We start from the raw sequence: 13127 nt of genomic DNA, 5'->3' as shown, positions 1-13127 counted from the left end.
CGGTGTTAGAGTCTGTCGGTCGATAAACCACCATCGGGAGGCAGATCGTGGCAAAGCTGGACGGCAAGGTCGCGGTGATAACCGGCGCATCTAGCGGGATAGGCGAGGCGACGGCCGAGGCGCTGGCCGCCGAAGGGGCGTCGGTCGTGGTCGCGGCGCGCAGGGAGGACAGGCTCTCCGGCCTCGTCGAGAGGATCAACGGCAACGGGGGCAAGGCGCTCTCCGTCGCGGCCGACGTCACCGACGAGGGGCAGGCGCACGAGCTCGTGCGGAGGGCGAAGAGCGAGTTCGGCCGGGTGGACATCCTCGTGAACAACGCCGGCGTGATGCAGCTCTCGGCCGTGGAGAAGGGCCTCTCCGACGAGTGGCGCCGGATGTTCGACGTGAACGTCCTCGGCCTCCTCTACGCCACCGACGCCGCGGTGCAGGTCATGAAGGAGCAGGGCTCCGGACACCTGGTGAACATCTCGTCGGTCGCCGGACGGCGGAGCCGGGCGACCACCGGCGTCTACTCGGGGACGAAGTTCGCCGTCAACGCCATCTCCGAGGCGCTGAGGCAGGAGCTTCTGGAGGACAACATCCGCGTGACGATCGTCGAGCCCGGCGCCGTCGCGACGGAGCTCGCCACCCACATCACCGACGAGGACGCGAAGGAGAACCTCAGCGGCCTCCTCTCGCTCGACATCCTCCAGGCCGAGGACATCGCGAACGCCATCGCCTACTGCGTCACGCAGCCCGAGCGCGTGAGCGTCAACGAGATCCTCATCCGCCCCACCCAGCAGCCGAACTAGCCTCGACCAAAGCCCCGGCGGGAGCACGCCGGTAGAGGCGCTCCCGCCGGGGCCACGATGGCTCGGCGCTGCTCGTCTAATCTGGACCGGGGCCGGGACGAGTCCCCGGTGCGGAAGAGGTCTAGCTCGGGACGAAGGCGAACGTGTCCGGGTTCGGGCCGGTGCGGCCGTCCTCGCCCCGGTCGAGCGCGGTGATCTCGTTCATGTCGTCGGGATCGAGCTCGAAGTCGAACAGCTCGAAGTTCTCCTTCATGCGCGACGGCGTCACCGACTTCGGGAACACGATGTCGCCGCGCTGGATGTGCCACCTCAGGACGACCTGCGCAGTCGACTTCCCGACCTTTTCGGCGATCCGGGTGATGGTCGCGTCGTCGAGCACCCCGCCCTGCGCGATCGGCGACCACGCCTCCGTGACGATCCCGTGCTCCTGGCCGTAGCCGCGCACGGTGTCGTTGGTGAAGTAGGGGTGAACCTCGATCTGGTTTACCGCCGGCACCGTGTCCGTCTCGGCGGCCAGCTTCTCCAGGTGCTCGATCTGGAAGTTCGACACGCCGATGGAGCGGGCGCGGCCGTCGCTCTTGAACTCCTCCATCGTCTTCCAGGTGGAGACGTAGTCGCCGTTGTAGAGCGTGGGCAGCGGCCAGTGGATGAGGAACAGGTCGACGTAGTCGAAGCCGAGCTCGGAGAGCGTCGTCTCGAACGCCTGGCGGGCGTCCCCGGGCTCGTGGAAGCTGTTGTTGAGCTTGCTGGTGACGAAGACGTCACCGCGATCCAACCCGGAGGCGCGGACAGCCTCGCCGACCTCCTTCTCGTTGCCGTACATCTCCGCGGTGTCGATGTGCCGGTAGCCGATCTGGAGGGCGTTGCTCACCGCCTCGACGGTATCCTCGGGCTTTATCTGAAAGACCCCGAAACCGAGCTGCGGGATGACGTTGCCGTCGTTGAGCGTAATGCCGGGAACCGTAGTCACAAAAATCCAACTCCTTCTATACAACCGTGTCTCAAACCTCAAGTCTCGATGCTACCCGGATCAAACTGTTACTAAACCGTTTTACAAAGGCGGAGGTCACTCCTTGCTCCCCTGACCGCACCGGCGCACGGCCGTGCGCCGTGTCGGTCGCGGGCCGGCTTGAGTTGCGTGGATCGGGGGCGTCGAGGTCTCTCGGAGGGGCAGGGTTCCGCCCGCGGCGGTGCGGCGCGGAGCGAGGGGACCGGGGCCCTGGAACGCTAGTAACGCGCCGGGATCAGGACCGGCTCTTTGGCGGAGGCGCGTTCGCCGTTCTCGGCCTTTATAAGCTCGGAGAGGGATTCTACGGCGACCTCGAGCTCCTTGCGGCCGGGCTCCGAGGTGGTGAGGTACCTCTGGAGGAAGTTGCCGATGGCGATGGAGGGGCGCGTCTTGCCGAAGACGAACCAGGCCTCGCTTATGAGGATAAACTGGAGGACCGCGTAGGGGGCCCAGTTTATGAACGGGTCGGCGAGGGCGGCGAGGGTTATGTAGAAGAGTATGTTCGTGCCGCAGCGGGGGTGGAGGCGGCTCACGCCCTTCGCGTTCTCGAGGGTCACCTCGCCGTAGCGCTCGTAGGCCGCGACGGCCTTGTGCTCGGCGCCGTGGTAGCGGCCGATGGAGGTGAACTTCATCGCGGCGAAGAAGAGCAGCAGGATCGGCAGGATCGGGAACGCGGCGAAGAAGGCGAGAACCTGGCCCACGGGGCCGCCGACGGCCTCCGTGCCCCGTTCCATCAGGCTCACGAGCAGCCAGAGGACGCCCATGATGGCGACAAAGAAGACGAGGGTCCAGATCGAGCCCACAAGCTGGAGCACGATGCGGAACCAGAAGAAGACCGAGCGAATGATGGGCAGCTTGAGGACGCGCCCCAGAGTGCCCTCCGGCTGCCAGACGCTAAACGGGTCGATCCAGACGTAGATCTTGCCGTCCTTGCGCTGCGCGGAGCTCGCGTAGCTGGGCCCGAAGAAGTCCACCCCTCCCCAGCGGGCCATCCCGCCGAAGAGCAGCCTCTCCTTCTCCTGTGCCCCTTCTTGCGCCAAACGACCCCTCCTCGGAACCTCGCCCCGGAGACCGCGCGCCGGGGAGTAAAAGATTACCACCTGCCCGCCCACCCGTGGCCCTCCCGGTCGAGCGGGCCGTCGGGGTAGCCCTGAGTTAAACTCGAGCCCTTGGCCGAAAAGACCCCACAGCCCGACGCCCGGACCCAGCGCGAGCGGATGCTCGCCGGCGACCTCTACGTCGCCGACGATCCGGAGCTGGCGCGGGACAACCTGCGGGCCATGGCCCTCATGGAGAGGTTCAACGAGAGCCCCGCGGGCGACCCCGATCTGCGGCGGCGCCTCCTCGAAGACCTACTCGGAGCGTTCGGCGAAGGATCGGAGATACGGCCGCCGCTGTACTGCGACTACGGCTTCGGAATAAGCGTGGGGGCCCGGGCCTTCGTGAACTTCGGCCTGATGGCCCTCGACGTCGCCGAGATCAGGATCGGCGACGACGCACAGATCGGACCGAACGTACAGCTCTTGACGCCGACGCACCCGGCCGACGCCGAGCTGCGGCGGGCGAAGTGGGAGGCGGCCCTGCCCATCACGATCGGGGACAACGCGTGGGTCGGGGGCGGCGCGATCGTTCTTCCCGGCGTGGTCGTCGGCGAGAACGCCATCGTCGGCGCGGGTGCCGTCGTAACGGAGGACGTGCCCCCGAACACGGTCGCGGTGGGCAACCCGGCGCGGGTGATCCGCTCGCTGTAGCCGCTCGGCGCGGGTCGCGGGTACCAAAACGGGGCGGCGCGACCTTTGCGTGGGCCCGGCTCCTCGCCCTCCCGGAGGACGAGGAAGGGGCGGGGTCCGTCTCAGGCGGGGGATCTGCCGACGGAGGCGAGCCTCGGTAGCCCCGCTCCGTCGCCCGTGAGCTCCCTGTCGGCGAGAAAGTCCGTGTGAACCCCTCCGCGCCGGAAGTCCTCGTCCTCCAGGATGGCGAGGTGGAGGGGGAGCGTCGTGTCGAGGCCCACGAGCGCGAACTCGTCGAGGGCTCGCGCCCCGCGTCGGACGGCGGCCTCCCGTGTCCCCGCGTGGACGATAAGCTTGGCGAGCAGGGAGTCGTAGTAGGGCGAGACCTTGTAGCCAGCGTAGAGGTGAGAGTCGACCCTGACGCCGGGGCCGCCGGGCGGGTTGTAGAACTCGACCGGGCCCGTCTGGGGAAGGAAGCCGCGCCTCGGGTCCTCGGCGTTGATCCTGAACTCGATCGCGTGCCCGCGCGCGGGCACCTCCCCCGAGACCGAGAGCCCCTCGCCGCTCGCCACCCTCAGCTGCTCGGCGACGAGGTCGACGCCCGCGACCTCCTCCGTCACGGGGTGCTCGACCTGGAGCCGCGTGTTCATCTCGATAAAGTAGAACTCGCCCCCGAGTACACGAACTCGACGGTCCCCGCCCCGGTGTAGCCCAGGCGCTCCACGAGCGAGGCGGCGGCCTTCTTCATCCCCTCGCGCGCCCCCTCCGGCAGCCCCGGCGCGGGCGACTCCTCCAGGAGCTTCTGGTAGCGGCGCTGCACGGAGCAGTCGCGCTCCGGGAAGGCCGCCGTGACCCCGCGCTCGTCCGCCAGGACCTGCACCTCGACGTGGCGGAGCTTCTCCAGGTAGCGCTCGGCGTAGACCGAGCCGTCCCCGAACGCCGCCCCGGCCTCGCGGCTCGCCGAGGCGTACGCGGCGTCGACCTCGCCCTCCGAGCGGACGACGCGCATCCCCTTGCCGCCGCCGCCGGCGCTCGCCTTTATCAGGAGGGGATACCCGACCTCGGCGCCGACGCGCTTCACCTCCGAGGAGGTGCGGCACGGGCCGTCGCTCCCCGGCGTCACGGGCACCCCGGCCTCGGCGGCGGCGCGCCGGGCGGAGACCTTGTCGCCCATGAGGGCGATCGTCTCCGAGCGGGGGCCGACGAACCTGATGTTGCACGCCTCGCAGATCTCGGCGAAGCGCGCGTTCTCGGCGAGAAAGCCGTAGCCGGGGTGGATGGCGTCGGCGCCCCGGAGCTCGGCGGCGGAGATGATCGCGGGTATGTTCAGGTAGCTGCCCGAGGGGTGGGCGGGCCCGATGCAGACCGCCTCGTCGGCGAGGAGCCGGTGGAGGGAGTCCGCGTCGGCCGTGGAGTAGACGGCGACGGATCTGATGCCGAGCTCGCGGCACGCGCGGATGACGCGCAGCGCGATCTCGCCGCGGTTCGCCACGAGTACCTTGTTCAGCAAGAAGACCCTACCCTGAATCTCTAGGCTTCGGGCCGGATGTGGAAGAGCGGCTGGTCGTACTCGACCCCGCCCGAGTTCTCGGCGAGGATCTCGACGACCTCGCCGGAGACGTCCGAGGGGATCTCGTTCATCAGCTTCATGGCCTCGACGATGCACAGCGTCTGCCCCGCCCTGACCTTGTCCCCCACCTCGACGTACGGGCCCTCCCCCGGCGCCGGCGCCCGGTAGAACGTCCCCACGACCGGGGAGCGGACCGCGTGCAGCCCGTTCGTGCTCGGGACCTCGGCCTGCGTCTCCAGAACCTGGGCGTCGGGGACGGCGGCCTCCGCCGCGTGGACCCGCGGCTCGGCCGAGACCGCCACGGGCGCGGCCTCGGGCTTCGCCTTCACCGTGATCTCGAGCTCACCCTGGCGGACCCGGATCTCGCCGACCCCGCTCTCGGCCAGAAGCTCGACGAGCTTGCCCACGTCGTCGAGGGGCAGGGGCATCCCCGCCTGGCCCTTCGGCTCTCCGCCGTTGTTCAACGCTCCCTCCTCTTCGGCATAGCCCCGGATTGTACACGTTTGCCGCCGAAGGTTGGGGAGGCCCCCGGCCTCGCGCAGGACGGTGGGAAAGCCGGTCGCCGCGTGTAGAATCCGCTTGTGGGAGAGAAGGGCGACGAGCGCGCGAGCATCCGGGTCCTGGACCCCAGGGTGGCCCAGCAGGTCGCGGCCGGGGAGGTCGTCGACCGGCCCGCCTCCGTGGTCAAGGAGCTCGTCGAGAACTCCCTGGACGCCGGCGCCTCGCGCGTCGAGGTGGAGCTCGGCGACGGGGGCACCTCGCACATCCTCGTCCGGGACGACGGCTCGGGGATGGCGCGCGATGACGCCGCCCTCTCCGTCCTGCGCCACGCGACGAGCAAGCTCCGCTCCGTCGGCGACCTCGAGAGCGTCGCCACTTTGGGCTTCCGCGGCGAGGCCCTCCCCTCCGTCGCGAGCGTCTCGTCGTTCTGCCTGACGACCTCGACCGGCGAGGGCGCCGGCACGAAGGTCCTGGTCGACGGGGGCGGCGAGGCGAAGGTCCTCCCGGCCTCGCACCCCAGGGGAACGACGATCCTCGTCGACCGCCTCTTCTACAACGTCCCCGCCCGGCGCGCCTTCCTCAAGGGCCCCCGCGCCGAGCGCGCCGCCATCATAGAGACCCTGACGCACCTCGCCGTCGCCCACCCGAAGGTCGCCTTCCGTCTCTCCGAGGGCGGGCGGGACTACCTCTCGCTCCCCGTGAGCGGGGACGGCGACCTCCTGGAGCGCCTCGCGCAGGTCCACGGGGTGGCGAAGGCGCGCTCGATGCGCAAGGTCGAGTACGAGTCCGGGGCCTTCCGGGTCTCCGGATACGCCGCCCTCCCGAGCCTGACGGAGTCGAACCGGGCGCGCCAGACGATCTCGGTGAACGGCCGCTGGGTGCGGGCGGAGAACCTGACGCGCGGCATCGACGACGCCTACCGCTCCACCCTGCCCTCCGGCCGCTACCCCCCGGTCGCGCTCCGCATCGAGGTAGACCCGCGCCGGGTCGACGTGAACGTCCACCCCACAAAGCAGGTGGTCCGCTTCTCCGAGGAGCGGGCGGCCCGCGCCGCCGTCGCCGCCGCGGTGCGCGAGGCGATAGAGTGGCGCCCCTCGCCGCCCGCCTCCGTCCCGCGCCCGACCGAGCCCTCCTACTCCCAGGACCGCCTCCCGTCGCCCCGGCCGTACGAACCGCCCGGCCGCTACGAGCGCGTCGCCGAGCGCCGCCCCGACTACCCCTCGCCGGCATCCCCGCTCGGGCCCCCCGCCCCGCGGCGCGACCTGAACGAGGTTCGGGAGAGGCTCGCCCGGGCCTCCCGGCCGCTCTCGGAGTACGGCGCGCCCCGGCGGGAGGAGGCCCCGGAGCCCTACGAGCCGCCGGAGCGGGGCGCGCTGCCCCGGGCGGCCGTCGATGAGCTAAGGGTGATCGGGCAGCTCGCCGCCGGCTACATCCTCGTCGAGGAGCCGGGGGCGATGTGGGTCGTCGACCAGCACGTCGCCCACGAACGGGCCATCCTGGACGGGCTCACGGACGCGGAGGAGGGCTCCGTGCCGACCACCCAGGCCCTGCTCGTCCCGGAGGTCGTGGAGCTGCCGCCCGCGGAGGCCGAGTCGGCCGAGGGCTACCTCGAAGAGCTCGCCGTCTACGGCTTCGAGGCCGAGCCCTTCGGCCCGAGCTCCTTCAGGGTGACCGCCGTCATCTCCACCCTCGCCGGCCGCGACGTCGCCGGCGCGTTCAAGGAGGCCCTCTCCGCCGCCCGCGGCACCGGCCCCGGACGCCGTCGCGAGGACCACATCCTCGCCACCATCGCCTGCCACTCCGCCGTGAAGCTCGGCGACAAGCTCTCCCAACCCGAGATGGAGGCCCTCGTAAAGAGCTGGCTGAACAGCCGCCTCCCCGCCACCTGCCCCCACGGCCGCTCCATCTGCTTCCGCATGGGCGTCAACGAGATCGCCCGCAAGCTCGACCGGCACTAGAACCCCGGGCCCCGAACCGCGCCTTGCGAAGACGAGCTCTCCCTCGACATCTCGCCGTGTCGTCTGGTGGGCACCCTTGACGGCCCTTCTGCGCCGAGCATTCACACGTCTTTTCTCCCCGTCTCGGCTAACATCGTGCGGATGATGAGTCGACCACGACAGAAACCTTCGGCGGGGGGACGGCTCCTGGGCGTCCTCGCCGTCGCGGCTGCGGCCTCGATCTGGGGCACCTTAGGCTACTTCGCGAAGCTTCTCTACGCGGAGGGCGTCTCGTTCGAGGCGCTGGTCGCGTTTCGCGCCGTGGTCGGGTGGGTGGCGGTGCTGGTCTTCCTGGCCCTGACGAGGGGGCTATGGCAGCTACGGGTGGCACGGAGGGACCTGGTGTTCCTGGCGCCGCTGGGGCTCGTGGGGATCGGGGCGTTCTACCTGCTGTACTTCTTCACCGTGCGGGAGAGCGAGGTCGGGACGGCGTCGATCCTTCTGTACAGCTCACCGGCGTTCGTGACCCTGCTGGCGTGGGCGTTTCTGAGGGAGCCGTTGGGGGTCTTGCGGGTCGTGGCGCTGGGGCTGACCTTCGCCGGGATCGGGCTCGTGGTGGGCGCGTACGACCTCGGGACGCTCGAGGTCACGCCCTTCGTGCTCCTGACCGGGCTCCTGGCGGGGCTGACGTACGGGATGTACTCGATCTTCGGCAAGCCCGTCGCGGGCCACCTCGGGCCGGCCGCCATCCTGAGCTACGCCCTCGGCTTCGGCGCCGTCCTGCTCGTCGCCTTCGCCCTCCCGACCCTCGGCACGCTCGTGGGGCTCCCCCTGTGGTGCTACGCGCTGCTGCTGATGCTCGCGGTCGTCCACACCGCGCTCGCGTTCGCCCTCTACACGTTCGGGCTGAGGAGGTTGGAGGCGGGGAGGGCGGCCATCGTCGCGACGGTGGAGCCGGTGGTGGCCGGGGCCCTGGGGGTCTTGTTGCTGGGGGAGGATCTCACGGCGCTCAAGGTCCTCGGAGCGCTCCTCGTGCTCTCCGGCGCGGCGCTCGCCCAGGTCGGGCCGGGGGCGCCCGCGGCGCCGAAGAAGGCGCCCGATGCTGGCCCGTGAACGCGCCCTTCGCGCCCTGCGCGGCGTCCGGGCAAAAGGGCTACCATACGGGCTCGTAAGAACGCGGGTCGGCTCATCGCGAAGATGAGGGAGGAGTCATGGCGCTAGAGTTCAACGGCAGCCGGGGGTACACCCTGGGGGTGGAGGAGGAGCTCCACATCGTCGACGCCAGCACCGGCGAGCTCGTCTCCAAGATCGAGGAGGTCATGTCGCGCCTGCCCGAGGACCTGGAGGAGGCGGTCTCCTACGAGCTCTTCCAGTCCGTCCTCGAGATAAAGACCCCGCCGTGCGCCACCGTCTCGGAGGCCGCGGGGCGGCTGAGGGAGCTCAGGAGCCGGGTCAGGTCGTGGACCGCCGCCTGCGGCGCGGCCCTGGCGAGCGCCGGCACGCACCCCTTCTCGCTCTACCGCGACCAGAAGATCACGGACCAGGAGCGCTACCGCAAGGTGATAAAGACCCTGCGCTGGGTCGCCGAGCGCGAGGTCATCTTCGGCCAGCACGTCCACGTCGCCGTGCCGGGCGAGGAGGAGGTGATAGAGGCCCACAACCGCCTCTCCGAGTGGGCCCCGCTCCTCCTCGCGCTCTCGTCGAACTCGCCGTTCTGGCAGGGCATGGACACCGGCTTCGAATCGACGCGCGTCAAGATCTTCGAGACCTTTCCGAGGGCCGGCCTCCCCCCCGCCTTCCCGGACTACGGCTCCTTCGAGTCCTACGTGGACCTGATGGTCGACTCGGGGGCGATGGACGACTACACGTTCTGCTGGTGGGACGTCAGGCCGCACGCGAAGATCGGGACGATAGAGCTGCGCATCCTCGACTCCCAGACGAGCCTGGACCACGCCGTCGCCCTGACCGCCCTGACGCAATGCCTCGTCGCGAGCTCCCTCTCGGGTCCCCCGAAGGGCCCCTACAACCGCGAGCTCGCCCTGGAGAACAAGTGGAGGTCCTCCCGCCACGGCCTCGACGCCGCCTTCTACGACCTGGGGAAGCGGACCAACGTCCCCGCCCGCGACGTGGCACGCGCCGCCGTGGAGGAGCTACGCCCCGTGAGCCAGGACCTGAGGTGCGAGGCTGAGCTCCTGAACGTCCTCGAGATCGTGGAGCGCGGCACCGGCAGCCAGTACCAGCGCCGCATCTACGAGGAGAGCGGCGACTTTCTCGACGTGGTCGCCTACCTCATCGAAGGCACCCGCCCCGCCATGGCCGAGGCCCCGGCCGAAGAGCAGGGCTAGCAGAAAAACCGGCGGGAGTTGGCCGATAAGACACCCCCCGAGGGCTGGCTCTTCAACGAACGGGACGACGAGAAGAACGTCCAGCGATAGCCCCTGGTACGCCGGGATGATGCGTACCGTGCTCGTTCTTGACCGCAGAGAGCAAGCGACTCGCCTCTCGCTCTAGCCTACCTTTCGAACCCCCACGAAAGACGCGCGTCTGGAAGGTCGAGACCCCATCTCCCCTACGACGCCTGACTACGTGGCATCGGCTCGAGTTCGATCCCGAGCAGTGCGGCGTGATGAGTGGCCACCGGCAACCGTTGGAGCAGATACGTTTTGGGCCCGTTCGGACCCGGGGCGGGCGCGAGCGTGCATACCCAAAAACCGATAAGCAGTGGGGGCCCGGAATTCAGTAGCCCACATGGACTAGCAATAAATCGCTCATGCAAGTGATGGCAGGCTCGCCGCGCTGGTCCATCCTTCCCGATAGAGACACGAGGTAGCGAAGAAGCGAGGTTCATGTGTTCGATGGCCGTATCTAGCCGGAACGTAGGACGAGACGAGCAGATGCAAGTGCTCTGGAGATAAGCGGCAGAAGAGTCAGCAGTTTGCAGTGGTTGGCAAAAGCAAAGGAGTAAGAGAGATGATCACGGGACACGCAAGCTATTTGAGAGGGGGGGGCGGCACCATGATGAAGATATTCCTGACGTTGTTCGCCGCTCTCCTCGCGGCCGCGACGCTGGCGCCTCAAGTCCGGGCACAGACCGCGCCCGAAGTGAGCGGTGAGCCGCTCCCGTTGGACAAGAACATCACCATCTTCCCGAAGCGCGACATGGTCACCGTGGACGAGGCCGCGTTCTTCGCGAACAAGGACCTGACCGTCAACGTAATCCGGGACGGCGTCGTCATCGGTACGACCAGCGGCACGGCCGACGCCACCGGCTTCTTCGAGATCAACCACCCCGGCGGGGTGTGCTGGACCGGCACGACGCCGAACATCATCGCCGGCGACGAGATCGAGGTCCTGGACGCTAACTCCGAGGAGCCCGACGGGGCCAGGATCCCGGTTCGAAACGTAGAAGTCACGCAGCCTGCCACAGAGAACCCGGACAACCCCAGGCAGCTCACCATGAAGGGCAAGGCGCAGGAAGCGGACGGAAGCGCGGTGCCGGTAGACGAGATCGAAGCGCGGATCATCCAGCCGGACCTCGTCGAGCTTATCGGTAAGCGCGATGTCCGCGCCCCGGGCACCAACGGCGAAGGCACCACCTACAACGGCACCTTCACCTACGCCGACGGCGACGACGATCCCACCACCTTCACGGCCACGTACACCTTCACGGGCCCCAACGACGTGGCCGCGGTCGATTCGGCCGTCGCCGGTCAGAGCCGCGTCCTGGGCTGGAAGACCGATCCCGTCACCACCGAGCGCACCGGCATCACGATCTACGAGCACGGCGAGATCGACGGCCCCGGCTTCAGTGGTTGCCCGCAGAGCGCCAACTACGCCGTTACCGACGCCGGCCGCAAGGCCGTCAACACGCTGAACATAAACCAGGACCTCGTCCTCGGCGGCGTCTCCCACAACGCCTCCGCGGTCTCGGTCTCGCTCGACGATCAGGATCCCGCGACGAGCCCCGTGGTCGTCAACAACATAGTGCCGAGCCCGGCCTCCGGCGCGCAGACCTGGAAGGCGGCCCCCATCCCGGCGGCTCAGGTCCAGGCTTTCTCGGACGGCACGCTCACCGCGGAAGCAACGTTCACGATCCCCAACCCCAACCGTGGGCCCGAGACGATCCCCGACCCCAACGACCCGACCGGTCCGCAGATCCCCAACCCCGATCGCGGGCCCGAGACGGTCCAGATCGGCGGCCAGGTCCTCGGCATCCAGAAGGACCTCACGATCCCCGACGCCCCCACGGCGACGCCGGGCGCCGGCCGCTACCTCACGGCGCAGGCGGTCACCCTTGAGGCCGCCGAGGACGACGCCACCATCCGCTACACGGTCGGGGGCGCGGAGCCTACCGGCACCAGCAGGGAGTTCACGACCCAGATCAACGTGACCGCCTCGCAGACGATCAAGGCCAAGGTCTTCGATACGGCGGGCAACCCGAGCGACTCGAATCGGACGAACACCACGCCGGCCGAGAGCACGTCCTTCGCGTACACCATCGGCGCCGTGGCCCCCGGCACGCCCACCATCGGCTCCGCCACGGCAGGCGCCTCCAACGCGACGGTGAGGTGGAACCCGCCGGCCGACAACGGCGGCGCGGCCATCACCGGCTACCAGGTAAACGTGGTCAACGCGACGACCAACGCGCCGGTCCAGGTCAGGTCGTTCGGCAACGTGACCAGCGGGGTCATCACCGGCCTGACCAACGGCACGCCCTACAAGTTCCAGGTCCGCGCGATCAACGCCGGCGGTTCGAGCGCCTACTCCGCGTTCTCCAACGTGGTGACGCCGGTCACGATCCCGGGCGCCCCGACGATCGGTACGGCTGCCAGCGGCCTCACCACCGACGGAACGGTCCGGTCGGCGCTGGCCCGGTGGACGGCCCCGACCAACACCGGCGGTCGCGCGATCACCGGCTACCGAGTGGAGATCATCAGGGTCGTCAGCGCGACGAACCCGGCGCGTCACGCCACGCAGCCGGCTGTCCCCTTCCGGACGGTACCGGCCACCGCCAGGCAGCTGAACGTGACGTCTGGTCTCGTAAACGGCGCCTTCTACAAGTTCCGGGTTCAGGCCACCAACACGCCCGCCACCACGGCCACCAAGGTCTGGGGGGCGGCCTCGGCCCAGTCCAATACGGTAGTTTACCGCTAGCAGCGTTCCCAACCGCAACGAACGAAGGGGACGGCCACCCGGCCGTCCCCTTCGTTTTTCGGACCGCCTGCTTGCCGTGCGTCGCGGCGAACGCCGTCTCGCCGCCCACACCCGCTACTCGCGGTCGGCGGCGTACCAGACCACCCCGTAGCCCCTCCAGGAAGTCTCGCCCCGAAAGGTCAGGCCCGCCTTCTCCATGACCCGTCTGGAGGCGGCGTTCTCCGGGACGGTTATGCTGATGATGCGCTCCAGTTCCAGCGCCTCGAATCCGTGGCGCTGGCTCGCCCGCGCCCCCTCCGTGGCGAGCCCCTGTCCCCAGAAGGAGCGATCCAGGCGCCACCCTACCTCGGTCTCGTGCTCGCCCTCGGGCCGGTCCTCCTGACGGAGCAGGCCGGCGAACCCTACGAATGCTCCCGTGGCCCCGTGCTCCACGGC

The 13127-nt window shown here is 69.3% G+C and carries 10 protein-coding genes and 1 pseudogene; 6 read left to right on the top strand and 5 right to left on the bottom strand.

Annotated features, from left to right (window positions below):
* Positions 1–47 precede the first annotated feature (47 nt).
* The gene (locus tag GBA65_RS00265) at positions 48–791 is read left to right on the top strand and encodes an SDR family NAD(P)-dependent oxidoreductase (RefSeq protein ID WP_228281565.1); all 744 of its coding nucleotides are present in this window, start codon (positions 48–50) and stop codon (positions 789–791) included.
* A 121-nt stretch (positions 792–912) separates the two neighbouring features.
* Here GBA65_RS00265 and GBA65_RS00260 read toward each other — a convergent pair whose 3' ends face one another.
* Positions 913–1761 carry an aldo/keto reductase gene (locus GBA65_RS00260; RefSeq protein ID WP_166394869.1) on the bottom strand — a complete coding sequence of 283 codons (849 nt, stop codon included), beginning with the start codon at positions 1759–1761 and terminating at the stop codon, positions 913–915.
* A 257-nt stretch (positions 1762–2018) separates the two neighbouring features.
* Positions 2019–2840: a DUF1385 domain-containing protein gene (locus GBA65_RS00255; protein WP_166394868.1), complete on the bottom strand. Its 822-nt coding sequence runs from the start codon at positions 2838–2840 to the stop codon at positions 2019–2021.
* A gap of 177 nt (positions 2841–3017) precedes the next feature.
* Between GBA65_RS00255 and GBA65_RS00250 the strand changes: the two genes are divergently transcribed.
* Positions 3018–3551, top strand: a complete 534-nt coding sequence (locus GBA65_RS00250) for a sugar O-acetyltransferase (RefSeq protein ID WP_166398247.1) — start codon at positions 3018–3020, stop codon at positions 3549–3551.
* Positions 3552–3652: 101 nt separating this feature from the next.
* Here the strand turns inward: GBA65_RS00250 and accC are convergent.
* A pseudogene (gene accC / locus GBA65_RS25905) lies at positions 3653–5040 on the bottom strand (acetyl-CoA carboxylase biotin carboxylase subunit).
* A gap of 20 nt (positions 5041–5060) precedes the next feature.
* A complete protein-coding gene (gene accB, locus GBA65_RS00240) occupies positions 5061–5564 on the bottom strand; it encodes an acetyl-CoA carboxylase biotin carboxyl carrier protein (RefSeq protein WP_228281561.1) in 504 nt (167 codons plus the stop codon).
* A 117-nt stretch (positions 5565–5681) separates the two neighbouring features.
* Between accB and mutL the strand changes: the two genes are divergently transcribed.
* From mutL to GBA65_RS00220, 4 genes are all read left to right on the top strand, one after another.
* Positions 5682–7559, top strand: a complete 1878-nt coding sequence (gene mutL, locus GBA65_RS00235; protein WP_166394867.1) for a DNA mismatch repair endonuclease MutL — start codon at positions 5682–5684, stop codon at positions 7557–7559.
* Between the two features lie 141 nt (positions 7560–7700).
* Positions 7701–8651 carry a DMT family transporter gene (locus GBA65_RS00230; protein ID WP_228282024.1) on the top strand — a complete coding sequence of 317 codons (951 nt, stop codon included), beginning with the start codon at positions 7701–7703 and terminating at the stop codon, positions 8649–8651.
* Between the two features lie 98 nt (positions 8652–8749).
* Positions 8750–9883 carry a glutamate--cysteine ligase gene (locus GBA65_RS00225; protein WP_166394865.1) on the top strand — a complete coding sequence of 378 codons (1134 nt, stop codon included), beginning with the start codon at positions 8750–8752 and terminating at the stop codon, positions 9881–9883.
* 625 nt (positions 9884–10508) lie between these two features.
* On the top strand, positions 10509–12692 hold the full coding sequence (locus GBA65_RS00220; RefSeq protein ID WP_166394864.1) for a fibronectin type III domain-containing protein: 2184 nt from the start codon (positions 10509–10511) through the stop codon (positions 12690–12692).
* Between the two features lie 114 nt (positions 12693–12806).
* Here the strand turns inward: GBA65_RS00220 and GBA65_RS00215 are convergent, their stop codons facing one another.
* On the bottom strand, positions 12807–13124 hold the full coding sequence (locus GBA65_RS00215; protein WP_407691126.1) for a GNAT family N-acetyltransferase: 318 nt from the start codon (positions 13122–13124) through the stop codon (positions 12807–12809).
* Between the last annotated feature and the right edge of the window lie 3 nt (positions 13125–13127).

Source organism: Rubrobacter marinus, assembly GCF_011492965.1.
In the GTDB taxonomy this organism is placed as follows: Bacteria; Actinomycetota; Rubrobacteria; order Rubrobacterales; family Rubrobacteraceae; genus Rubrobacter_F; species Rubrobacter_F marinus.
The sequence above is the reverse complement of the archived record's forward strand: the minus strand, read 5'-3'. Positions and strand labels throughout refer to the sequence as shown.

Coding starts and splice junctions, on each gene's coding strand:
- GBA65_RS00225 (WP_166394865.1), top strand. CDS start 8,750: ATGGCGCTAGAGTTCAACGGCAGCCGGGGGTACACCCTGGGGGTGGAG.
- GBA65_RS00230 (WP_228282024.1), top strand. CDS start 7,701: ATGATGAGTCGACCACGACAGAAACCTTCGGCGGGGGGACGGCTCCTG.
- GBA65_RS00250 (WP_166398247.1), top strand. CDS start 3,018: ATGCTCGCCGGCGACCTCTACGTCGCCGACGATCCGGAGCTGGCGCGG.
- GBA65_RS00220 (WP_166394864.1), top strand. CDS start 10,509: ATGATCACGGGACACGCAAGCTATTTGAGAGGGGGGGGCGGCACCATG.